Annotated in this window: 23 protein-coding genes and 2 pseudogenes; 24 read left to right on the top strand and 1 reads right to left on the bottom strand. The window is 62.4% G+C overall.

The features are described 5' to 3' along the window. The 24 genes and pseudogenes from D893_RS12500 to D893_RS13760 form a co-directional block, all read left to right on the top strand. On the top strand, window positions 1-281 hold a 281-nt coding region (locus D893_RS12500; protein WP_348638902.1), incomplete at its 5' end, for a type II toxin-antitoxin system HicA family toxin. Next, window positions 278-775 carry a toxin-antitoxin system HicB family antitoxin gene (locus D893_RS12505; protein WP_244263459.1) on the top strand — a complete coding sequence of 166 codons (498 nt, stop codon included), beginning with the start codon at window positions 278-280 and terminating at the stop codon, window positions 773-775. The genes D893_RS12500 and D893_RS12505, both read left to right, overlap by 4 nt. Next, window positions 772-1287 (top strand): hypothetical protein, encoded by a 516-nt coding sequence (locus D893_RS12510; protein ID WP_018947753.1) that lies wholly within the window; start codon window positions 772-774, stop codon window positions 1285-1287. Before D893_RS12505 ends, D893_RS12510 begins: the two co-directional genes overlap by 4 nt. Before the next feature lie 49 nt (window positions 1288-1336). Next, window positions 1337-1690 (top strand): annotated as a pseudogene (locus tag D893_RS12515) (ABC transporter ATP-binding protein); the annotation flags it as partial. A 123-nt stretch (window positions 1691-1813) separates the two neighbouring features. Then, a complete protein-coding gene (locus D893_RS12520; protein WP_110619953.1) occupies window positions 1814-3148 on the top strand; it encodes a flippase in 1335 nt (444 codons plus the stop codon). A 10-nt stretch (window positions 3149-3158) separates the two neighbouring features. After that, entirely contained in the window at window positions 3159-4244 is a 1086-nt protein-coding gene (locus D893_RS12525; RefSeq protein WP_110619954.1) for a nitroreductase family protein, read from the top strand. Beyond that, window positions 4241-5392 carry a polysaccharide pyruvyl transferase family protein gene (locus D893_RS12530; RefSeq protein ID WP_110619955.1) on the top strand — a complete coding sequence of 384 codons (1152 nt, stop codon included), beginning with the start codon at window positions 4241-4243 and terminating at the stop codon, window positions 5390-5392. The genes D893_RS12525 and D893_RS12530 overlap by 4 nt, the downstream gene beginning before the upstream one ends. A 42-nt stretch (window positions 5393-5434) precedes the next feature. Beyond that, window positions 5435-6592, top strand: a complete 1158-nt coding sequence (locus tag D893_RS12535; protein WP_110619956.1) for a hypothetical protein — start codon at window positions 5435-5437, stop codon at window positions 6590-6592. Window positions 6593-6889: 297 nt separating this feature from the next. Beyond that, window positions 6890-8191, top strand: coding sequence for a hypothetical protein (locus D893_RS12545; RefSeq protein ID WP_110619958.1), 1302 nt, complete (start codon window positions 6890-6892; stop codon window positions 8189-8191). A 118-nt stretch (window positions 8192-8309) separates the two neighbouring features. Continuing rightward, complete coding sequence (locus D893_RS12550; protein ID WP_210434108.1) at window positions 8310-8798, top strand: hypothetical protein; 489 nt, start codon at window positions 8310-8312, stop codon at window positions 8796-8798. Between the two features lie 47 nt (window positions 8799-8845). Further along, window positions 8846-9949, top strand: a complete 1104-nt coding sequence (locus tag D893_RS12555) for a glycosyltransferase (protein ID WP_110619960.1) — start codon at window positions 8846-8848, stop codon at window positions 9947-9949. Between the two features lie 160 nt (window positions 9950-10109). Further along, window positions 10110-11600 (top strand): O-antigen polymerase, encoded by a 1491-nt coding sequence (locus D893_RS12560; protein ID WP_246863928.1) that lies wholly within the window; start codon window positions 10110-10112, stop codon window positions 11598-11600. Beyond that, window positions 11597-12805: a glycosyltransferase family 4 protein gene (locus D893_RS12565; protein ID WP_168409950.1), complete on the top strand. Its 1209-nt coding sequence runs from the start codon at window positions 11597-11599 to the stop codon at window positions 12803-12805. The genes D893_RS12560 and D893_RS12565 overlap by 4 nt, the downstream gene beginning before the upstream one ends. Continuing rightward, window positions 12795-13676, top strand: a complete 882-nt coding sequence (locus D893_RS12570) for a sulfotransferase (RefSeq protein WP_246863929.1) — start codon at window positions 12795-12797, stop codon at window positions 13674-13676. Before D893_RS12565 ends, D893_RS12570 begins: the two co-directional genes overlap by 11 nt. After that, window positions 13673-14668 carry a polysaccharide deacetylase family protein gene (locus D893_RS12575; protein ID WP_110619962.1) on the top strand — a complete coding sequence of 332 codons (996 nt, stop codon included), beginning with the start codon at window positions 13673-13675 and terminating at the stop codon, window positions 14666-14668. Before D893_RS12570 ends, D893_RS12575 begins: the two co-directional genes overlap by 4 nt. Window positions 14669-14772: 104 nt before the next feature. Beyond that, window positions 14773-16068, top strand: coding sequence for a nucleotide sugar dehydrogenase (locus tag D893_RS12580; RefSeq protein WP_110619972.1), 1296 nt, complete (start codon window positions 14773-14775; stop codon window positions 16066-16068). Between the two features lie 247 nt (window positions 16069-16315). Beyond that, window positions 16316-17500 carry a glycosyltransferase family 4 protein gene (locus tag D893_RS12585; RefSeq protein WP_246863930.1) on the top strand — a complete coding sequence of 395 codons (1185 nt, stop codon included), beginning with the start codon at window positions 16316-16318 and terminating at the stop codon, window positions 17498-17500. A 14-nt stretch (window positions 17501-17514) separates the two neighbouring features. Further along, window positions 17515-18264 (top strand): hypothetical protein, encoded by a 750-nt coding sequence (locus tag D893_RS12590; RefSeq protein ID WP_110619964.1) that lies wholly within the window; start codon window positions 17515-17517, stop codon window positions 18262-18264. Window positions 18265-18289: 25 nt separating this feature from the next. Beyond that, window positions 18290-18940, top strand: a complete 651-nt coding sequence (locus D893_RS12595; protein ID WP_110619965.1) for a sugar transferase — start codon at window positions 18290-18292, stop codon at window positions 18938-18940. A 20-nt stretch (window positions 18941-18960) separates the two neighbouring features. Next, window positions 18961-19764, top strand: a complete 804-nt coding sequence (locus D893_RS12600) for an aldolase/citrate lyase family protein (protein ID WP_110619973.1) — start codon at window positions 18961-18963, stop codon at window positions 19762-19764. Next, entirely contained in the window at window positions 19761-20729 is a 969-nt protein-coding gene (locus D893_RS12605; RefSeq protein ID WP_110619966.1) for a D-2-hydroxyacid dehydrogenase, read from the top strand. The genes D893_RS12600 and D893_RS12605 overlap by 4 nt, the downstream gene beginning before the upstream one ends. Window positions 20730-21320: 591 nt before the next feature. Further along, window positions 21321-21509 carry a type II toxin-antitoxin system VapB family antitoxin gene (gene vapB, locus D893_RS12615; RefSeq protein WP_348638903.1) on the top strand — a complete coding sequence of 63 codons (189 nt, stop codon included), beginning with the start codon at window positions 21321-21323 and terminating at the stop codon, window positions 21507-21509. A gap of 8 nt (window positions 21510-21517) precedes the next feature. Beyond that, window positions 21518-21919 carry a type II toxin-antitoxin system VapC family toxin gene (locus D893_RS12620; RefSeq protein ID WP_246863931.1) on the top strand — a complete coding sequence of 134 codons (402 nt, stop codon included), beginning with the start codon at window positions 21518-21520 and terminating at the stop codon, window positions 21917-21919. 209 nt (window positions 21920-22128) lie between these two features. After that, entirely contained in the window at window positions 22129-22362 is a 234-nt protein-coding gene (locus D893_RS13760) for a hypothetical protein (protein WP_146220554.1), read from the top strand. Between the two features lie 8 nt (window positions 22363-22370). Here the strand turns inward: D893_RS13760 and D893_RS12625 are convergent. After that, window positions 22371-22622: pseudogene (locus tag D893_RS12625) on the bottom strand (IS256 family transposase); the annotation flags it as partial.

A 22622-nucleotide genomic window follows, 5' to 3' on the forward strand; every position in this document is an offset into this window, starting at 1 on the left:
TAAAGGATGTACTGCAGCAGCTCCAGGGTGCGGGCGGTTCCCTGCGATGCGATGAATTGCGACGGTTGCTCGAAACCCTGGGCTTCGAGGTCCGCGACGGGAAGAAAGCAGGCCACAAGGTGGTCACCCATGCCGGGCTGCCGAGTTTCTACTCGACCTCCTACACATGCGGACACGGGAAAAACCCTGAAATCAAGCCAGCTTATGTCCGGAACATCCGCAAGATGCTCGAGGAGCGGGAGCCGGAATTGAGCCAATGGCTGAAGGGAGAGACGTCATGAACGCACAGGACTACGGGATCACGATACGCCGGGTTATCGAGGAGGGAGAAGCCTGCTTCGAGGCCCGGGTACGAGAGCTGCCGGACGTTGTCGAATACGCCGACACCCACGACGAGGCCTACGAGCTCGCGATCGATACCATCGAGACCACCGAGGCAGCGCTGAAGGAAAGCGGACGCGCGCTGCCGCAGCCCTTGCCGCCCGCGGATGACTTCAGTGGGCGCATTACACTGCGGGTGCCCAGAACGCTGCACCGCGCACTGGTCTCCCTGGCCGAAGACGAAGGCGTAAGCCTCAACCAGCAGATCGTCGCCGTATTGAGCTACTACGTCGGAGTGCAGACGCCAACCCGTACGGTTTTCGCCGAGTGGCATGCAGAGCCCGCCATTGCCCGACCCGGCGGCAAGGCTGCAACGGCTTGCCCGCAAATCATCCATGACATCGGCGCGGGCGACTCCAGCAAAGCCGATAAGTGGATGGCGCCAGCTGTATGACGGATTCCCCGATCCAAGCAGCCATCGATTGCCTGCGAATCCACGGGGTAAGCGTGCGCCAGTCCAGTGCCTGGCTGGCGGAAGATCATGACCCGCGGTTTTCACCCGTCGAGGCATACCAGCCGCAGTTCAAGCACCATGTGGAACGCAGCTATCTCATGGAAGTCCGCGAGGCGGAGACATCGTATTATGTCTTCCGGGTGTTCATCGGGCTGGGCCTGCGCTTGTTGCCAGCTTCTCCCGCTCGGGAAGGGGAAGACCCGGAGAAACACGAAGCCGGTGAGGCAGAAAGCGATGGTGTGCTGGCGCAGATCGAGGCGACATTTGTTGCGGAGTACGACACCGATACCGACCCGGGTCCGGAAGCGCTCGAAGCCTTTGCACAGAGGAATGCCAGCTACCACGTATGGCCATACTGGCGTGAATTCGTAAGCAATCAATGCGCCCGCATGGAGTTGCCGAGGGTCGTCATCCCGACGGTTCAGTTTGCTGTTCCGGCAGATACCCAATAACCCCGCATCCCGAACCCAACACCCGACCCTGAGGCCGCCCAGTTACCCCATGCTCAGCACCTACCGCAAAGCCCTGGCCCTGCTCAGCCGCAAGGAAAAACGCCGCGGCGGCCTCGTGCTCGGCATGGTCATCGTCATGGCCGTGCTGGAGACCGTGGGCGTCGCCTCGGTCATGCCGTTTCTGAGCGTGCTGGGCAACCCCGAAGTGGTGCAGACCAACCCGGTACTCAACACCGTGTACGAAGGCCTCGGCTTCACCTCGGTGGATGCCTTCATCCTCGCGCTGGGCGCGGCTGCTTTCGGGCTTATCCTGTTCTCCGCCTTCTTCCGCTCGCTCACGCACTACGCGATGAACCGCTTCGTCGCGATGCGCCGCCACAGCATCGGCAAGCGGGTGCTGGAGATGGCTACGGGGCAGCCTCATGGAGCCGTGCTCAGCGGTAGCCAGGCTCCTGCTCATCTCGAGTCCACCGCCTGGTTCAGTCGGCGACAGCGAATGCCCGGCAGGGGGTCACGTTAGAAAGTGATGTCCACTCTCGGGGCAATAGCCGCGCCGTATCGGCGGCTTCAGAAGTACCTCAACAACTCCTTCTGGATCATGGGGGAGAAGGTGCTGGGGATGGGGCTGGCCTTTGTCGCCACCGTCGTCGTGGCCCGTTACCTTGGGCCGGAGGACTTCGGATCGCTGGCCTATGCGCTTTCTCTTGCCGCGCTGTTCGCCGCAGCCGGTCATATGGGTCTATCCGGGCTGGTCGTTCGCGAGATCGTCAAGAACGAAGCGGATCGCGGCGAAACGCTGGGAACGGTGGCCCTCCTCAAGCTACTCGGAATGGGGGCTGGCTATGTCGTGCTGCTGATCTACGCAGCTACCTATGAAGGGCTGGGCAGCACCGAGTTCTACCTGATTGCGTTCGCGGGTGGCGCGCTGCTGTTCCGGCCGATGGACGTGATCGACTTCTGGTTCCAGGCGTTTGTGCAGGCTCGGTACACCGCCATCGCGCGGATCTCCTCGCATCTTGCCACCACTGCGTTCAAGCTGGCACTGGTGTTTGCGGGCTCGAGCCTGGTGTATTTCGCCACTGCCCAAATTCTGCAGGCCGCGCTGGCTGCCCTGTTGCTGCTTGTGTTTTTCTGGCTCAAGGCAGAGCTGCGTATTGTGCATTGGCGTTTCAGCTGGGTCCGCGCAAAGGAGCTCCTCAGCCAGGGGTGGTTGATCTACCTTGGTACGATCTTCGCGGTGATCTATCTGAAGGTGGACCAGGTCATGCTCCGCTGGCTGGCCGACACACAGGAAGTCGGCCAGTATGCCGTTGCGGCCCAGATTTCCGAAGCCTGGTATTTCGTTCCCACGGCAATCGTCGCCTCTTTCTTCCCGAAGCTCATCAAGCTGCGAGAGGAAAACGAGGCCTTGTTCAAGTATCGCCTGCAGCAGCTTTTCGACGCACTGCTCCTGATGGGCCTGGCTGTGGCGGTAGTGATGACGATGGCCGCCCCCTGGATCATCAGTATCTTCTTTGGCGCCGATTATGCCGCCAGTGCATCGATTCTGGTGATCCATATCTGGGCGGCGATATTCATCTTCATGCGCGCTGCCTTCTCGAAATGGATACTCATCGAGAATGTGCTGGTATTCTCGTTGATTACGCAGGGCCTGGGTGCGCTGGCCAACGTATTGCTGAACCTTGCTCTGATCCCCGCGCACGGCGGCATTGGTGCGGCATACGCAACCCTGCTGTCCTATGCAACGGCTTCTTTCCTGGCCCTTTTCTTCTACCGACGGACCCGCCCGGTGTTCTGGCAAATGGCGTGGGCTTTGCTTTCGCCCATGCGCTACCCGGTACGTCTGGCCCGCATGCGATAGACAACGACCCATGATCTCCACACTCCGCAAAGCCCTTCCGGCCCCGGCCAAGCGTACGGTGCGCCGCGCGCTCGATGCGATGGCCGCGGCCAGCCCTCGAATCTTTTCCGCAAACCGCTGGCTGGCCAATCTGTATTACTTCCTGTTCAGCCGGCGTTTCGACCGGGAGCACCTTGCTGTGCTGAAGGGGCGCGCGGCCTATCACCGGGCCCTGCGAAGCATGGACGACACCTCTCCATTGCTGCGGCGCAATGTCCATCGGCTGGAGAAGGGGCTGATCATGCAGCCGCGGCGAAACGTATTCGCCGAAGCGTTCATCCAGGAGACCGTGCGTTGCTACAACCGCGCGAAGGCGCGACCGGGCTACTCGGAGGAGGAGCTTCGCTGGGCCACCGACGTGCTGGACGAGTATTTCAGCGTGGTCGAGGACACGCCGCCCATTCGGAAGGCCCGGAAAGAGTATGGGTGGACAGGGGTGGGGCGCGAACCGGCGAGCAACGCCGAAGCCCGCACATTCAAGCCCTATCCGCTATCCGACTGTCCCGAGGCTGACGTTTCGTTCGCCCAGCTCGCCACGCTGTTCCTCCGCCGGCGCTCCGTGCGGTGGTACAAGCAACAGTCCGTTCCCTCGGACCTGATCCAGCAGGCCATCAATGCCGCGGCCCTGGCGCCATCGGCATGCAACCGCCAGCCGTATCGGTTCATCGTCGCGGACGATCCCGATCGCGCCACCGAAATTGCCGAATGTGCCGGGGGCACAACCGGCTTTGCTCACCAAATACCGGCGATCATCGTGGTGGTGGGGGATCTTTCTGCGTACCCCAAGGAGCGGGACCGGCACCTGATCTATATCGATGCCTCGCTGGCCTCCATGCAGCTTATGCTCGCCGCCGAAACACTGGGGCTTTCCACCTGCCCGATCAACTGGCCCGATGTGGACTGGTCGGAGCGCAAACTGCAGGGCATTCTCGGCCTGCCGGAATACGAGCGGGTCGTGATGCTGGTCTCCATCGGCTATGGAGACCCGGCCAGCGGCATCCCCTACTCGCAGAAAAAGCAGAATTCACTGATTACGCAGGAGTGTGCGCCAGAATGATCATCGAGATCCGAAAGGCCGGGTTCGTGAACAAGGGTGCGGAACTGATGTTGCGCGCCATAATGGAGAAGGTTCAAGCGGCGTATCCCGAAGCCCTGTTGACCATGGCGCCGACCCACAGCGGGGCGTCAATGCCGTTCCGGAAAGTCGTTGATCATGGCTTCTACCCCAAGGCATCGCTTTATCGGTACGGGTTCCAGTTGGGAGATCTGGCCCGGCTCGCACCCAGGAAGCTACGGGAGATGTATGGCCTCGTTCTGGATCGGGATGTCGATGTCGTCATCGACGCAGCCGGTTTCTCCTACAGCGATCAGTGGGGTGACCGGAGCTCCCGGGAGCTGGCGCACTCGGCCGCGCGCTGGCGCAAGCAGGGTACGAAGGTGATCCTGATGCCGCAGGCATTCGGGCCCTACACGGGCAAGCGTATTCGCAAAGCGATCCTGCGGGCGGTCGATAACATCGATCTCGTCATGCCGCGGGAGCAAACGTCTTACGACTACCTCACCGACGTGACGGGCGAGCGCGAGAATATCCGCCAGTACCCGGATTTCACCAATCTGGTTGAAGGGGTCGTGCCGGAATACCTCGACCGTGACCGGCATGGGGTGTGCCTGGTGCCGAACTACCGCATGGTCGACAAGACGGATGGTTCGCGGAGCAGCGCGTACCTCCCGTTCATGGTGCGTTGTGCTCAGCAGCTTCGGGAGAAAGGCGCAAAGCCCTTCATCCTGGTGCACGAGGGTGCGAATGACCGTTGGCTTGCGGACCAGATCTCGGAAGGTGCCGGCGGGCTCCCGGTTCTCGTCGAGGATGATCCGCTGAAGATCAAGGGTATCCTTGGCGCAAGTTTTGCCACCATCGGTAGCCGGTTCCACGGACTGGTCAGTGCACTCAGCCAGGGCGTCCCGTCCCTTGCCACCGGCTGGAGCCATAAGTATCAGGAGTTGTTCCGTGACTACGGCTTCCCCGAGGGGGTCGTGTCAGTCGACGACGCAGGCCATGAACTAGCCGATAAAATTGATCGATTGGTGGATAAACGGAGCAACCGCGAGCTGTCAGAGTCACTCAAAGTGGAATCTGCACGCCTCAAGTCTCGTTCGGAGGAGATGTGGGGCGAAGTATTTTCCGTTATCGATCGGATCAGATAGATTCCAGTATCCCTACCACCGCTTCTTCGTCTACGAGCCCGCATGAACACTACCGAAGCCATAGAGCGCAGCGCTGCCGAGTGCCTGCGCTTCGCTCAAGTGAATGAACCCCCACGGCTGCTGGAATCCAGCCTGGCGGCCATGAGCGCCGACCAGAGACACACCCTTTGCGGAAAGAAGGGCATTGAACAGTGGGCAGCGTTCAAGGAGCGGTTGCTGGCGCATCAAGCCGATATGGGCTTCTCCTGGCAGCCAACCCCCGGTCGGGGCGGCCCCTTGAGCCTCACGGCGATTGAGCCGCCGGCCGCTGCGGGCAAGGCACTGGGCGAGCAGCTACTCAACGAGGGCGTCAAAGAAGGTCGCCTGGATGAAGTGCTCAAGCAACGGATGCCGAGTGTCGCGGAGCTGATGCACCGCCCCGGCATCGACAGCGACCTGGACGCCTTTCGCTCTGGGTTCAAGGACGCCGTGTGCGGCAACCGCAGTTATCGCTTCGCGCAGGGGCGCAGCCAGCGCTTCAACGCCGCGACGCGGGAATACCGATACCCGGGGGCAAACAGCCGCAGGCGCGAGGACCAGCTTGGGGATGCACTGCTGCCCTGGCTCAAGGAGGCGTTCGACTTTGCCCGGGTGGAGCACGTGCAGAGTCGCCGCCAGGGTGGCCGATTCGAGAACGCGGACTTCGTTGGCTTCCGTATCCGTCGCCAGATGGCCAATGACGAATTCGTGATGTACAGCTTCGAGCTGAAGGCCACGAACGACATCCCCGCCATCTCCCAGGCCATCAGCCAGGCGGTCAACTACCGCACTCGCTCGAACTACACCTACATCATCATCCCGCTATTCGATGCCGCGCAGTTCCACGACGAGGCGCGGCTGAGCGAGTTGCTGGCCATGTGCCGCAGCAACGGCATTGGCGCCCTTTCGGTGAGCATCGACCCGGACGGCGACCGCATTGCGGATCTCGTCGAAGTTCAGCGCGCTGAATACCGCTCGTTGGACGATGCCGATTGGCTTCGCACCCTCGTCGACCAGTCAAGCCAAGAGCTTTGCCCGCTGTGCCGGCGCATCGTCGATGCCGGAAGCCGCCTGCACTGTGGCTGGAAAGTGCCTCAGAATGGCGACGACATCGGCTGCATGAAACAGCGCCTGGAGGAGAGCGTGGGGGTGCGCGCGGATTCCAGTGACCCGAACGAGTGAAACGCATTCTACGTAGGATAAATGATGGCCTGTTCCAATTGCGGCTCTGGCGCGCATACGGCGCGCAACTGCCCCAACGTACCGCGTTGCTCCCATTGCGGGCAGTCCGGTCACAACATACAGACCTGCCCGACCATTCGCCGGTGCCGGATCTGCAACGGCTACGGGCATGACGCTCGAAACTGTCCGGATCGGTGATCTCCAACGAGAGCGGGAAGCGGCGCCCGAACGGTGTTTGCTGGCCGAACGCATCTCGTACGTGGGCAGCCCCGAGCACAAGGATGTACCTTCCTCGTTATGACTGAGCCGCTGCGCTTTCAGGCAGAATGGGAGGCCGTGGACGGGTCCCGCGGGGACGAGATTCGTGCAACCTGGGCGCGGTTCTCGTTGTCCGTCAACGGACATCCCGTTACGCGGGTGCTGGACAGCCGCTCCGGCTGCTTCCGCGATCACGTCCTCGTGCCCCTTTATCCGGTCACCGAGTGGATCGTCCGCAACTGGTGGTCGCTCCTGCACGAGCCCGAGGTGACGGCCGACAGCAGTTACGCATCGCGCCACGACCTCCGGTTCGGCCGCGAGGGCTACGCTCTGCCGGCCCTGAACATCACGCCGCAGGGCGGGCAGGTCCTGTTGCAATGGCGGACGGAAGACTATGGAAGCGTCTCGTTTCCCTCCTCCGGGGCGGCCACCGTACCGGCAGAAGCCTTCGTGGAGACGCTCGAACGCTGGGTGGAGCAGGTGATCGGCCGGCTTGAAGCCCGCAACATCCACAACACATTGCTGCAGGAGGAATGGGCCGCGATCCAGCGGGCGACGGACGAAGAGCGCGCCTTCTGCATAGCGGCCGCACAGACCGGGCTGAACCCCTATACCGCCACCGCCGACCAGGCCGATACCATCGTGGACGTCGCCCACCGCCTTCCCGAGCCGTGGCATGAAGACTTCTTCTCGGCGCTGACCGTGGATGATCTGCGCGCTGGTGCGGACTACGTCCTCTCGCTCCGGGAACGCCTCCGCGCCCAGCCGCTGGATCTGGGCCCGCTCGCCGACCTGCGCGATGCGGTGCAGGGCGCCGCCGGGGCGGTCGGTGTCTCGTCTCCCTGGGATGCGGGGTATCAGGCCGCCATGGCGCTCAGACGGGTGGCGGGCATCGGCAACCAACCCTTGCGCGACGATGATTTGATCGCCGGCGCACTCGGCATGCGAAACCTTCCCGTCGTTTCAGCCGAAAAGCCGCCCCTCAACCACTGGTTCGATGCCCTGGCGGAGAGCACCGAACCGGGCCAGGGCGGTCTTGTGCTCGCGGCGCGCAGCGGAAAACCGCGCCGATTCGCATTTTGCCGCGGTCTCTTGGAATTGCTGATCGGCGGTAACACCGCGAGTACCCTGGTGACCGCCGCGCGAACCCCGCGGCAAAAGCGCAACCGCGCCTTTGCCGCCGAGCTCCTGGCGCCCGCCGACTGGTTGCGCCAGAAGGACTGGGGCCGGGTGATCGAAGACGAATCGATCGAGGAGGCCGCCGAAGAACTGGGGGTGTACAGCGAAGTCGTCCGCCGCCAACTGGCCAACCACGGTATCGTGGATGCCGCCACGCTGTGAACACCGGTCCGGCGGCTGTCTGCCCCCCCCTGTAGGCGCGGCCCTGGCCGCGAAGGGACGGGCGTTCGGCCAGTACTAAACCGTATTAAGGATGCGGCGATGATTCAGGAGGGAAGGCATGCCAGGGACGCCGCGAATGGTGTTGCCGCACATGTCGCACCATGTGGTTCAGCGGGGGCACAATCGGCTGGAGGGACGCTCCGGTACACTGTGGGAAGGCCGCTACAAGTCCAGACGGGTGCAGACGGAGACGTATCTGCTGGCCTGCACGCGCTACATCGAGCTCAACCCGGTGCGGGCGAGGATGGTGCCAGCGGCCGGTGACTACGCCTGGTCCAGTGTCCGTCAGCGTATGGGCGAGGACGAGCAATGGATCGATCTGGATCCGGCGTACCTGGACCTGGCGGACGAAGCGGCCGAACGCCGTGAACGCTACGCCCGCTTCGTGGAGCAGGGCGTCCCGCAGCAGGAGCTGACGCTGATGCGCGAGGCCTTGCAGCGCGGCCAGCTCACGGGCAACCAGCGGTACGCGGACGAGGTGGAACAGACCATCGGCTGCCGCATTGAGCGCCGCCGGCCCGGCCGGCCGCCGGCACGCCGTGCGTGAGAAAATAAATCTGACCCCGGTTTTTCTTTTTGAGACTCCCATTCTCGATGAACATCATATACGCCACACCACAATTACTTCCTTCATTAGCGGCTAATACTATTCAAACCGCAAAAATGTGCAATGCCCTTTCCGAGTCCGGCCACAGCGTCGCTATCTTCGGAGAGAGCCCACGCGGCATTTCCCATTCAGTCTGGCGACGGCGCGTAAGGGAACATTATGGACTGTACCCCTCAATAGCACTTGAGCCCTTTACAGGTGGTCGGCTGCGCATATCGAGAGTGGCATCGTATGCTGTCACATTTTTAAGGCTCATGCGAAAGTCCAGGTATGATGTCGTTTATACGCGGAGCATTGTCTTTGGAGTGCTGGCCTCCCTGTCTAGGAAATATACCCTTCTTGAGGTGCACGATCTTCCGTCCGCGAGGCAGCGAATGGTGATTAAGGCTCTCAGCAAATTTGGACTGAAAATTGCCTCGCCCTCTAGGAGCCTTCTTCGATACCTTAGGCGATTTGGCGGCTATAAAACCGCAATTTTGCACTGGCTCCCGCATGGAGTGGATTGTTTGTCTGATGGATCAGAGAGGCTAGAAAGGTTTTCTTTAAATAGGGCTTTTGTTTGTGCTTATGCGGGCTCTTCAAAGCGCGGGAAGGGGCTGGCGCTGATGGATAGCCTCGCCTCTCGTATGCCCGACGTTGGGTTTCGGTTAATTGTTAGTGGCGGGGTCCCTGAGGACCTGAAGGCGTCTATTGAGAATAAAGGTAACACCGAGGTGTTCTACGACGTTCCGCCATGGGATGTAAAACGGTTACTCGGTGAAGCGGAAGTGCTACTCAATCCCGTAGAGAAGTACATCTGGCTATCGGAGTCTCGAAAGAGTCGGCAACTTGCGCCATTAAAGTCAGCCGAATATTTGGGGTATGGGAAGCCGATAGTTGCGAGTGCAATATGGCCCAATAAAGAGATGTTCGGCCCGCTTGGTGCGGCCATCTTGTGTCCTGCCGCAGAAGTGCGCTGCTGGGAGGAACAGATTGGCAAGCTGCGAGCCAGTCTGGAGGCTCGTGGTGGCTTGGCGAGTAGGGCCGTTCAGGCGGCCAAGGTAATGGCATGGAGCCAGCGGGTCGAGAGGTTTGAGGCTATATGGAAGTAAGCGAGGAGGGACATGCCATGTGGGAATCTCGCGTGGACGGGGCGGCGGTTTGCCCGACGGTGCATGCCATGCGCGAGGGATTATGGACCGCAAGCGCCGAGCACGCGATTCGGTTAACCGGCCGGGATTTCGCCGGCCGTGATGTGTCTGCGAAATTGGAATGGGGGATGCAGACTTGAAGCGGGGGCAGCGGCCCGACAGCCCGTACCTGGCGCTGCTGCCGCTGGAGCGTGGCGCACTTATCGGCGGCTTTTTGCTGATTGTGGTTCTCAGCGGCATTGCTTCGTTCGGGACCGAGCGCGGGTCCCATCCGCTGCTTTTTGGCGCGTTCCTGGTCTATGTGGGCGTGCTGGCCTTGCCGCTGTTCGGGGCCTTTCTGCGTACACCGGGGCTGTTCCATCCGCTGTTCTTCTACGCGACCTGGACCGGGTTGCGGTCCCTGCTCACGGGCGATGCCGTGCTGGGCGCAACGGGGCTGGAGTTTCACCGCGCTCTGCCGGGCATGGGGCGGACCGAGCTGGAGATGGTTGCGGCCCAGTCGTTCTTGCTGGAAGCGCTTGCGCTGGCCGCTCTGTATGTCGGCTACGGGCTGTTTCGGAACATTCGGGTGCCGCGGCTGCGCCAGCCTGCACAGCCCAGGCGGCTGGCGAAGGCGGCCGTTCTATGGATGGCGCTGCCTACAGCGGCGGTGGCGATACTCGCCATGGAGGCCGGGGGGCTGGGCCAACTGTTGCTCCAGCGCGGCATTGCCTCCGATCAACGCATCGCGGCGGAGATTGGCGGGCAGTGGCACTACCTGGCGGGTGTGGGCACGATTGTGCCGGTCGTATGGCTGGCCTTCGACCGGGATGCGGTGAAACATCCCGTGTTCTGGATGGTGGCGCTGTTCGCCGCATTTCTGGTGTTCGCAGCTACAGGTTCGCGCGGCAGCGCGATATGGCCGTTTATCCTGATCGCCCTCATGTGGGCGCTGCGGAACCGGACGATTCCATATCGGGCACTGTGGGTGGCAGCGGGCATCGCGATCGTCCTTGTCGGTATGTTGGGCGAATTCCGGGCCGCCACACGTGGAGCGGCCACGCTGGCGGACGTCGAGTTCCAGGCCGAGATCTGGTCCAGCGCCCAGGCCGGTTACGAAGAGATGGTGCGGCGCAGTACGACCAATAACGGGCGGATTGCCGTGCTGGGGAGTGTGCCCGGCCGAGTGGATTACCTCCGGGGCGAATCGTATCTGTCAATTCCGTTCGTCGTCATCCCGAGCCGGCTGTGGCCGGGGGACACCCCGGATGCGGCCGGGAAATTAAATGCAATTTATATTTATGACCGTACTGATACTGCGATACCTACCGGGGTTGTCGGCGAAGCTTATTGGAACTTCTCCTATCCGGGAGTAATACTCGCTTTCCTTCTCTTGGGCTTTGCGCTTCGATTGGCGGCCTCTTTTTATAGAGCAAATCCCCAGCATCCTTTGATTGTTTCGGTGTATTTATATGTCTTGATGAATTTTGCCCCGGGGAGTGATCAAGCCTACAACTTTATCCATGCCCTCGTGCCCGTAATCGGCTTCTACCTATTCGTTCGCGTGGTGGACCGGGTTCGGGTGGGCGGAACATCTGCTCGGCGCGCGGCTGGAGTGGGGGGCGGCCAATGAAAGTCTTTGCCTACATGCCGACCCCGGGCGGTCTGACCGGGGCGCCCCGGAGGCTGCTCACCCTTGCCTCCGTCCTGCGTGAGCAGGGCATCGAGATGTGTATCGCCACCCAGCGCGACAGCGACCTGTTTCGGGCGGCGGAGGAACAGGGGCTCGATACGGTGGAGGTGGAGCCGGTCGGGGTGCTCCGCCAACGTCACGGCGCGTTGTTCGGGGGCAATGCCGTATTCCGCCTGAAGGCGCTGGTGAGCCTGCTGGCGCAGAACCTGGGAATCGCGCGGAAGATTCGGAAGCACGGTGCGGACGTCGTCTGGGTTCGTAGCAGCAAGGGGATTGCGTATGCCGGGCTGGGCGCGTTGTTGAGCCGACGACCTCTGGTGTGGGACCTGGGCTATGAGCTGCCTTCTCGGGGCGTAGTGCGCTGGCTGCATCGGCTGGGGCTGTGGGTCGCCAAACGCGTCGTGTTCCAGCATTCGGCTGCGCCGGATGCGATGTTTGGCTCGAGCCTGGCTGCGCGGTACCGACAGAAATTCCAGACGATCGTACCCGGGATCGACCTAGCGGCGCTTGAACCGTTCCGGACAGAGCGTATGGCAAGGGGGCGGCGGGATCGCGATCCGTTCGTAATTCTTCAGGTTGGCACTCTCTGTGAGCGAAAGAACCAGAGGGTGCTTGTCGAAGCAATTACAAGGGTGATAGAGGCAAGGCCCGAACGGGCAGTCGAGGTCTGGTTTGCCGGAGGGAGCTTCAAAGAGGGCTATGTGGAGGTCTTGAAGGAAGAGGTCAGTACAAACGGTTTGGCCGACACGGTTTCGTTTCTTGGGTGGCGCGAAGATGTTCACGATTTGATGGCCGCGGCGGACCTTCTGGCAATGCCTTCCAGGGACGAAGGGGTACCGAATACCGTGCAGGAAGCGATGGCCATTGGGCTGCCGGTGGCAGTGAGCTCGGTCGGGGGCATGCCGGAGATAGTGAGTGACGGTGAGACCGGCTGGATTATGAGCATCGATAATCCGGAAGACTGGGCGAGGCGGATCATGTGGTGTCTGGATAATCGCGAAGAGTGTTCCGCAATAGGGCAACGTGGTTCATTGTATGCGACGGGGCATTTTGGAACTAATGAATGGGGAGAACAATACGGTTTCCTTGTTCAGGTAATTGTGGAAGGTAACGTGTCCGAAGCGAGGAATACTGGTGCGTCGTAGGAGATTTCATGAGGAGAATATTAGGGGAGCTGGTTTGCTTTGCGTTGGCCCACAGCGTACAGCAAGCTCCTGGCTGGACCGTGTCCTTAGGGTCCATCCGAATTTGACCCTGCCCGTTAATGTCAAGGAGACCTTCTTCTTCGATCGTTACTATGACCGGGGGGTGGGTTGGTATCTTTCACATTTTGGCGATGTATCAGGCGGCTCGTTGCTTGCGGAGGTGGGCTCGACGTACTTTGAGTCAGCCGAGGCGCAAGAACGTATTCGGACGGCCAACCCCGAGGCGCGAATCCTGATTACGATCCGCAACCCCATTGCGCGGTCCTTTTCATCGTTCGGGCACGAATACGCCAAGGGGCGTGCGAGCGGTGATTTCTTCGAAGCGGTCGCAAGCCAGCCACGTATTGTGGAATCGGGCCGATATAGCGTTCTTGCCCCCGAATGGGAAGGTGCGTTCGGTTCAGAGCAGGTCTTGTACGTGGTTCAGGAGGATATCGAGGCCGATCCACAGGGGCAGTTCGATGCGATCTGCGCCTTCTTGGGGCTGGCAGCGAATCCACTACCGGAGGAGCTGAAGGGCCGATATGGTCAAGGGACGGTCCCTCGATTCCGGTGGCTGGCGGCGACGGCCTCCCGCACGGCGTCGGTGCTGCGCGGGGCGGGCCTGCATCGGGTGGTCGAGACCGGAAAACGGCTCGGTCTCAAACGGGTCTATGGCGGCGGGGACCGACAGGCCCTGTCGGTGACACGCCCTATCTTCGAGTATTTGCTCGCTGAACACGAGGCGGATATCCGTTTCCTGGAAGAGCGGCTTGGCCGGGATTTTTCGCATTGGCGGGAGCCAGCTACGTACGGGTTGGAGGCGGAATGACAGAGAAGGCACACCGGGCGGCACTGGTTATCTCCCTGGACTTCGAGCTTCATTGGGGGGTCACCGAGCGAGTTCGAGGACCGGAGCATCCCTATCATGCCAACCTGTATGGTGCCCGGGAGTCCGTGCCACGGATTCTGGCCTTGTTCCGGGAGCGCGGAATCCACGCTACTTGGGCGACTGTGGGCATGCTCTTTGCGCGTGGTGCGTCGGACCTGGAGGCCTTCAAGCCAGTCAAACGGCCGGCGTACGAACGGCCGGCCGTGGATACCTACCGGGTGCCGGTGGGGGAGTCAGAGCAGGCGGACCCGCTGCATTTTGCGCCCGAGCTCATTGGGCAGATTCGGTCCACACCGGGACAGGAGATGGCCTGCCACACCTTCAGCCACTATTACTGCGACGAGCCGGAACAGGATGTTGATGCCTTTCGAGCGGACTTGGACGCCGCAAAGGCCATCGCTGCACGAGACGGGATCGCGCTGCATTCGCTGGTTTTTCCGCGTAACCAGGTCCTGGCGGACTATCTTCCGGCAGTGCAGGAGGCGGGGATGAGCTGTTATCGGGGTAACCCGCCAGGGGCGATGTACCATCTGCCCACCAGGAGATGGAAGCGGCACCTGATTCGGGCCGCGCGGCTCGCGGACAGCTTTTTGAATGTTACCGGCCATCATACCGTTCCGTGGTCACATATCGCCTCCGGAGATCTGGCCGACGTACGGGCGAGCCACTTCCTGCGGCCGTACAGTCGCAAGCTCCGGGCTCTAGAGCCAATGCGGCGTCAACGGGTCAAAGCTGGCCTGAGGGCCGCCGCCCGGCGGGGCGAGGTCTACCACCTGTGGTGGCATCCCCACAACTTCGGCGCGAACCAGGAAGAGAATCTGGAAGCCCTGGACGACATTCTGGACACCTTTGAACGGCTTCGAGAGAGCGAGGGAATGCGCTCCTTCAGTATGAGCGAGGCCGCCGACTTCGCGCGGACGCTGAAGGATTAGGCGGATGTGTTGCAAGAAGCGGGCATGCATTGAACTGCCCCGGGGTACCGTCCGGGCCGGGATTTGGCTCGGAAGCCAAGAAGAAAGGATGGATTGAGATGACGATGGACCGATTTGTCCGGCCGGAGCCGGCGAACGTACGCATTGCGGTAATCGGCCTGGGCTATGTGGGCCTGCCGCTGGCGGCGGAGTTCGGGCGGGTGTTGCCCACGCTGGGGTTCGATATCGACGCGCAGCGGGTGGCGGAGCTGAACCGGGGGCATGATCGCACGCGGGAGGTGGAGCCGGAGGAGCTGGCGGCGGCTGCGCAACTGGAGATGACGGCGGATCCGGCGGCGCTGGCGGGCTGCAATGTGTTCATCGTGACGGTGCCCACGCCGATTGATGTGCATCGGCGGCCGGACCTGGGGCCGCTGCTGGCGGCCAGCCGCACGGTGGGGCGGGCGTTGAATGATGGCGACGTGGTGATCTTCGAGTCCACGGTGTATCCCGGGGCCACGGAGGAGGACTGCGCGCCGGTGCTGGCGGCGGAATCCGGCCTGGTGGCGAACGAGGGGTTCTTCCTGGGCTACAGCCCGGAGCGGGTGAATCCGGGAGACAAGGCGCACCGCATTCCGGACATCGTGAAGGTGACCTCGGGCTCCACGCCGGAGGTGGCGCGGTTTGTAGACGAGCTGTACGCGCGCATCATCCGCGCGGGTACGCACCGGGCGCCGAGCATCCGCGTGGCCGAGGCGGCCAAGGTGATCGAGAACACCCAGCGGGACGTGAACATTGCGCTGGTGAACGAGCTGGCGCTGCTGTTCGACCGGCTGGGGCTGGATACCGAGGCGGTGCTGGCGGCGGCGGGCACCAAGTGGAACTTCCTGCCGTTCCGGCCGGGGCTGGTGGGCGGGCACTGCATTGGGGTGGACCCGTACTACCTGACGCACAAGGCCCAGGCGGTGGGCCACCATCCGGAGATGATCCTGGCCGGGCGGCGCGTGAACGACGGCATGGGCGGGCATATTGCCGATCGCCTGGTGAAGGCGATGATCCGCAAGGGCTTCCCGGTGGTGGGCTCGCGCATTCTGGTGATGGGGCTGGCGTTCAAGGAGAACTGCCCGGACCTGCGCAACACCCGGGTGGTGGACATCATCGCCGACCTGCAGGGCTACAACGCGCAGGTGGACGTGTGGGACCCGTGGGTGGACACGGCCGAGGCGCGCGAGGAATACGCCCTGGAGCTGCTGGAAGGCGAGCCGGAGGCCGGTACGTACGATGCAATGGTACTGGCGGTGCCCCACCGCGAATTCGTGGCGCTGGGCGGCGAGGGCGTGCGCCGCCTGGGGCGCGAGAATGCCGTGGTGTTCGACGTGAAATCGGTGCTGCCAGCCGAAGCGGCGGATTTGCGGCTGTAGGAGCGTGCTTGCACGCGAAACCCGCGTCATCGGGCCGTTCGCGGCCAAGGCCGCTCCTGCAGGGTGATGTGGTAGAAGGGGGTGTTGTGAGCATGACCCCCCCGAACGTTATGTGTCATCAGTGCGGACGCTGGGTTAGGGTCGGCCCAAGGACGAGTGTAATGGACACGACCGCGTCGACAAGATCAGTGGCTGTTGTTGTCGTCGGATCAATGGGTTCGACGCCGAAATCGGCCAGGGAGGGCGCGTGAGCGATAACGAAGACATGGATGGAAGCCAGTCCTCGCGGTGCGTTGGGCGCATGGCCGTGGTCTCGGCCCATGCCCGCTCTCTGACGAATTTTCGGGGGCCGTTGATTCGGGCACTCCGTGACGCCGGGGTTGAGGTCCATGCTCTGGCGCCGGAGGTGACCCGGAACGATGGAGTCCGCGCCGAGCTGGAATCGTGGGGCGTTCACCTCCACGATGTTCCCTTGAGCCGTACGGGGTTGAGCCCGCTGGAAGATGTTCGGGCCCTGTTCAGCTTGCGTCGAAAACTTCGGTGGATCGCCCCTGATGCGGTCTTCAGCTACAACATAAAACCGGTGATCTACGGGACGTTGGCTGGGAGCATGGCGCGGGTGCCGTGTCGTTATGGCCTGATTACGGGACTTGGTTATGCCTTCTCCGAGAACCCTCGCGGTAAGCGGTTGGTGATCCAGAAAGCGGCTCTGGCCTTGTATCGGGCGGCCGGTGCGCGGATTTCGACGATGTTCTTCCAGAATCCCGATGACCGGGACCAGTTCCTGGAGCTCGGGATTGTCAATTCAGGAGAACGGACGCAGCTCGTGAACGGCTCTGGAGTGGATCTCGAACATTTTTCGCCAAAGCCGCAGCCTGGCTCGGAGATCGTTTTTCTAATGGTTGCGCGTCTTCTCGGCGCAAAAGGGGTTCGGGAATTTGCTGAGGCGGCCATCCGCCTGAAACACAAGTATCCCCGGGTTCGGTTTCGTCTCGCCGGCGATCTGGATGACAACCCGGATGTGATCGCTCGCGAGGAGCTGGAGTCGTGGACCGAGAACGGTCACGTGGAATACCTCGGGAGAATATCGGATGTGCGACCCGAGATGGAGAAGGCAACCGTCTATGTTTTGCCGAGTCATCGCGAGGGAACTCCTCGAACCGTTCTTGAGGCCATGGCGACTGGCCGACCGGTGATCACGACCGATGCCCCGGGCTGCAGAGAGACGGTCGAGCATGGTGAAAACGGTTTCCTGGTGCCCGTAAAGGATGTCGATGCCCTTGAGGCGGCGATGGAACGGTTCGTTCTGGATCCCGATCTGGCCAGACGCATGGGGGAAAAATCCCTGCAGATGGCGGTTGAGAAATACGACGTACACAAGGTCAATCAGGTCATGCTCCGCCGGATGGGAGTGGAGTCGGCCGAGGGGTGAGGAGGATTTTGGTGATGGGGAGGCTCAAGGATCTTGGAACCCTGCTGTACGCAGGGGCCATGCTGCCGGTGTTGGCCTGGAGTGTTCGTCACAGGCAGGGGTTGCATCGGAAGCTGATGCGGCCCTTGTTGTCGGGTCCGTACCAGGGAACGGTCGTTCGGGACATTCAGGAGGTGGTCTACGAATACGAACGAGGCGAGCTGTCGAACGAGGCCTTCATCACCAGGGTAAACCAACGCATGTGCGATGCCGTGGAAAACGGCGAGCTGGATGATTGGCTGAATCAGCCGGTCGGGCCCGATGAAAATCGCGACATCGTTCTGGCGCGTTGCCTGGGGTATGCCCCGCTGAGATGGTGGTATCTCAAGGTGCACTATATGGCGAGGGACAACGTCCACGGGCTGCATGCCCACCGGAATGTATTATCGACACAGGTCGTGGCCAGTGGTTCACTCCATGTCCGAGAGTTTGATCTGGAAGGCTCCCTGGACGAGAACCCGACTCGACTCAGGCTGCGAAGGGACGCCGTCGTGGGTGCAGTGAACGGATTCATCACGACCGACGATGTGTGCAACGTCCATGGATTCGAGCCCGTGGAAACGCCGGCGGTCCGTTTCCAGTTTTATCTGAGGGGGCATACGGGGGTGAAGGCAATGCTGCGCCCCCGTCGGGGCCGTCTGTACGTTCATCCTGAAGGGGAGCCCGCTACAGATGGCGCCGTCACCGCTACCTTGGGTGAACCCGGCAAGGCAGGGGAGTCCTGACCCGGGTTGAGAGGGGGAGGGATCGATGAGTGATGTGGAGAAGCGCCTGTTTGACCTGCTGTCCAGTGGTCTGGCGCTGCTGCTGCTGTCGCCGTTGCTGCTGGGGATTGCAATGGCCATCAAGCTGGACACGAGGGGGCCCGTGCTGTTCCGGCAGCAGCGGATCGGGCGGGGGCAGAAGCCTTTTCGGGTGCTGAAGTTCCGGACGATGGTGGACCGGGATCCCGATGCGATCGATCAGCACAGCGAACAGGTGGTGAGCGAAGGCGAGGATCCGCGGATCACGAGGGTGGGGCGTTTCTTGCGGGCCACCAGTCTGGATGAGCTGCCGCAGTTGTGGAACATCTTTCGTGGCGACATGAGCGTGGTGGGGCCCCGGCCGGTGTTGCCGGAACAGGTGGAAGTGGTGCCGCGCCAGTTCATGATCCGGTTCGAAGTGCGGCCCGGCCTGACGGGGCTGGCACAGGTTCGCGGTCGGCGGACACTGGGGTGGTTGCAGCAGCTTGAGGCGGATGCCCAGTACATCCTGCGGCGCGGGGTGCTGTACGACCTGTGGTTGATCCTGCGTACGGTCCATGTGGTTGCAACCGGTCGCGGGGTGTATGGCACGCCGGGGCAGAACTGGCGGGCCTACCGCGATTCCTTGCAGCAGGACGGAGATCGGGACGATCGATAAGGGGAGATGCGTTGCGTTTTATGCTGATCACCGGTGATCCGGAAACCGCGCGTGCGGCGGAGCGTTCCGGGGTGGACCGGGTATTTGTGGATATGGAAAGCCGCGGGAAGCAGGAGCGTCAGGGGCATCTGAACGCGCATCGGGCCAACCATACGCTGGATGATGTGGAACGGGTGGCCGGGAGTGTCGACCGGGCGGAGGTGATGGTCCGCGTGAATCCGCCAGGGCCGGAGACTGCGCACGAGGTGGAGGCGGCGATCGAGGCGGGGGCGCAGCGGCTGATGCTGCCGATGTTCGTGTCTGCCGGCGAGGTCGATGGGTTTCTGCGGCAGGTGGATGGTCGCGTCCCGGTCACGCTCCTCGTGGAGACCCCTGCCGCATTGGCCAGGTTGCCGCTTTATGTGGGGCAGCTTGGCGCGCGGGATCAGGTGCATATTGGCCTCAACGATCTCACCCTGGCGGCCGGGCTCGATTTCCTGTTCGAGCCCCTGGCGGGGGGCATGCTGGAGGAACCGGCGAGGATGTGTCGCGAGGCTGGGGTGCCGTTCGGGTTTGGCGGGGTTGGCCGCATCGGGTGTGGCGATGTGCCGGCGGAGTGGATACTCGCTGAGCATGTGCGCCTGGGATCGGACTGGGTGATTCTTTCGCGCAGCTTTCGTGGTACCGGGGGACCCGGAGAGGAGCGGGCGGATCCGGAACGGTTGAGGGAAGAGCTTTTGCGTTTGCGCGAGTGTGAAAGCGCCTTGCGCTGCGAGGGAGCCGATTTCTTCGAGCACAATCGCGCCCGTCTGCGCGAGCGGGTGTTTGCACTGGCGGACGCATGAACATTCGCCGGGTGCTGCTGTTGCAGAAGGCCGAGGTGCTGCAGGGTCAGGCGGAGACGGTGCGGCATCATCTGGAACGGTCACTGCCCGAGGCGGAGGTCGTAATGGCCGGGCGGCCGGACGAGGTTCCCGAAGGAGAAGTCTTTGATGCGGTGATTGCCCCCACGCTGCCGTGGCTTGCGCAGGCGCTGGACCGCCTGGGTGGCTATCGGTGGATCCATTTTCTCTCGGCGGGAGTCGAGAAGATCTGGGACATGCCCTTCGACAAGGAGGGGGTGGTCCTGACCCGCAGTAGCGGGGTCCACGGCGCACCGATGAGCGAGTACGCGCTGGGGGCGATGCTGCACTTCGCCAAGGGCTTCGACCGTTTTGTGGAGCAGTCCCGGGAACATCGCTGGGAGCGCGCCTGGCTGGACGAGCTGACCGGCCGCACGGTCATGATCCTGGGGATGGGCCATATCGGGGAAATGGTGGCCCGCCGCGCCCGTGCCTTCGATATGCGGGTCATCGGGGTGCAGCGTCGGCCCCGCGCATCGGAGGCGGCGGAGCGGGTGATCTCGCTCGAAGAGGCCGGCGCCTGGCTCGGGCAGGTGGATTACCTGGTGGTCTGCCTGCCGTTCACGGGTGCAACCCGTCATCTTGTTGATGCTGCCTTCCTCGCCCGGCTGCCGGCCCACGCAGTGCTCATCGACATCTCGCGGGGCGGCGTGGTGGATGACGATGCCGTGGTCGGGGCCCTGGACGCCGGGCGGCTGCGCGGCGCGGCCCTGGATGTGTTCGAGGAGCAGCCGTTGCCCTCGGAGTCGCCCCTGTGGGCGCGGCCGGACGTGCTGCTGACGCCCCATGTCTCGGGGACCTCGCCGCACTACATGGAACGGGCCCTCGACGTCTTCGCCCGCAATGCCCGCGCCCTGCAGGCGGGGGAGCCGCCGGTCACGCCGGTCGACCCCGAAGCCGGCTATTGATCCGGCTTCGGGGGGGCGGCCGAGGCCGCGAACGGGTGGGCCTGGATTGTCCTGGAGCCGGAATTTCCGCCGCAGGATGAGGTGCAGCCCGCACTGGCGGCGTTGCGGCAACGCATACGGGAGTATTTATCAAGCCAGGTACCGGGCCTCTGGGCGTACGTTCGTGTGAGAGAGTCGAGTGAGTGAAATCGCTGACGGGAGCGACGGATGTCTTTGCAAAGGGATTTGCTCAACCAGGCCCGACAGCTCGCGACCCACGAACCGAGACGGCCACGCCAGGCCAGTTTTCGACGGGCGGTCTCTGCAGCGTATTATGTTCTTGTCCATCTGTTGGTGGATGCAGCAAGCCGGGAGATCGTGGCCGGGCAGGGACGGGATGTGCTGCGGCAACAGGTGGGCCGCGCTGAAGCGCGGCTTTGACGTATTGGGGGCAGCCGTGGGGCTGGCTTCCTGCAGGGAACCCGTGGTTTTGTGAAGCTGGCATATGTGGACATATGCCAGCTTTTGGCCTACCGTTTCATGAGGATCGTTTTTCGTGAGGGGCTTTGTATGCGAACCGTATCCATCTTCCGAAATGGCAGGAATCAGGCCGTGCGGCTTCCTCGGGATATGGAGTTCCAGGGGGTGACGGAGCTGGAGATCATCAAGCATGGTGATTCGATCACGCTGCGCCCGGCGCGTCCCGACTGGCTCTCTTTCGCCGAGGTCGGCAAGGCCGATGCCGATTTCCTTCGGGAGCGGCCGGAGGTTGTCGAGGACGAGGGGCGCTTCACGCTGTGAGGGAGTACATGCTCGACACCTGCATCTGTTCGTTCATCATCCGTGAACGGCCCCTGGAGGTGTTGAAACGGCTTGAAAATGAGGTGGAGCAGGGCCACCGGATCGTGATCTCCGCCGTGACCTATGCCGAGATGCGGTATGGTCAGATCGGTAAGAAGGCTTCGCCTCGTCTGGGAGAAATCATTACGGCATTCGTTCAGCGCCTGGACGGGATCCTGCCGTGGGATGCCGCTGCGATCGACAGGGCCATTGAGGTTCGCAGCCGATTGGCTGCGGCGGGTATGCCTATTGGTGGCAATGACGCCGCCATTGCGGCTCACGCCATGGCGACCGATTGCATACTGGTCACCAACAATACTCGCGAGTTCTGCCGTATCGAAGGCCTGCGCTACGAAGACTGGGTCCACTGAAGCCCCGGACGGGGGCATCCCCTTAAGGAAACACTGATCGCTGTACACGCTCGCGTTGTTACCCGAGGTTTTCCGAGGCCGCTCCGTGTGTCGTCGCAGACGGGCTCGCGGAAGCCGGGCGACCTCCCGGGCCGTGAATTTGTGCGTGCCGTTGTGGTGAGCCAAGATAGACGCAGGTATCGGCGGGGCTGAACACGGAGGCGGTGCAGGTGGAAATGAAAAAGCGAGATGCCCGTAGGGTGTGGCTTGCGGCCGGTTCGGTGATGGAAGTGTGGCCGGCGCATGACTACTCGGCCTTTATGCCTTCCGGTTCGTTGCAGCAACGAGTTGCCGGTCATTGGGGCAACGTTGGTGAACGGTTGCGTGAAGGGATCAATCGCGCGCAGACCGACCAGGGAATGGAGAAGAAAGATGAGTTATGGTCAAGTCTGGTGTATGAGTGATCGCTGGTTCAGGCGGCGCTCCGGTCGGTGATGGAGGATTCCTCGTCGTTGGTCGGTTCGGTCTGCTCGATGCCGTCGATGAACTGAACCCCGCGCTCGAGCTTGTCGAGCCATTCGTAACCCCGGAGCCGGCGCCAGCGCTTCTGCGCGCTCTGGCCGAGCTTGAACGTCAGGCTCAAGACGGTGTTGCGGGTCACGCAACCCCGGGTCTTGGCAGTGCGTAGCCGCACGGTGGCGAAGGTCGATTCGATCGGGTTGGT

The organism is Thioalkalivibrio sp. ALE21, assembly GCF_003208255.1.
GTDB lineage: Bacteria > Pseudomonadota > Gammaproteobacteria > Ectothiorhodospirales > Ectothiorhodospiraceae > Thioalkalivibrio > Thioalkalivibrio halophilus.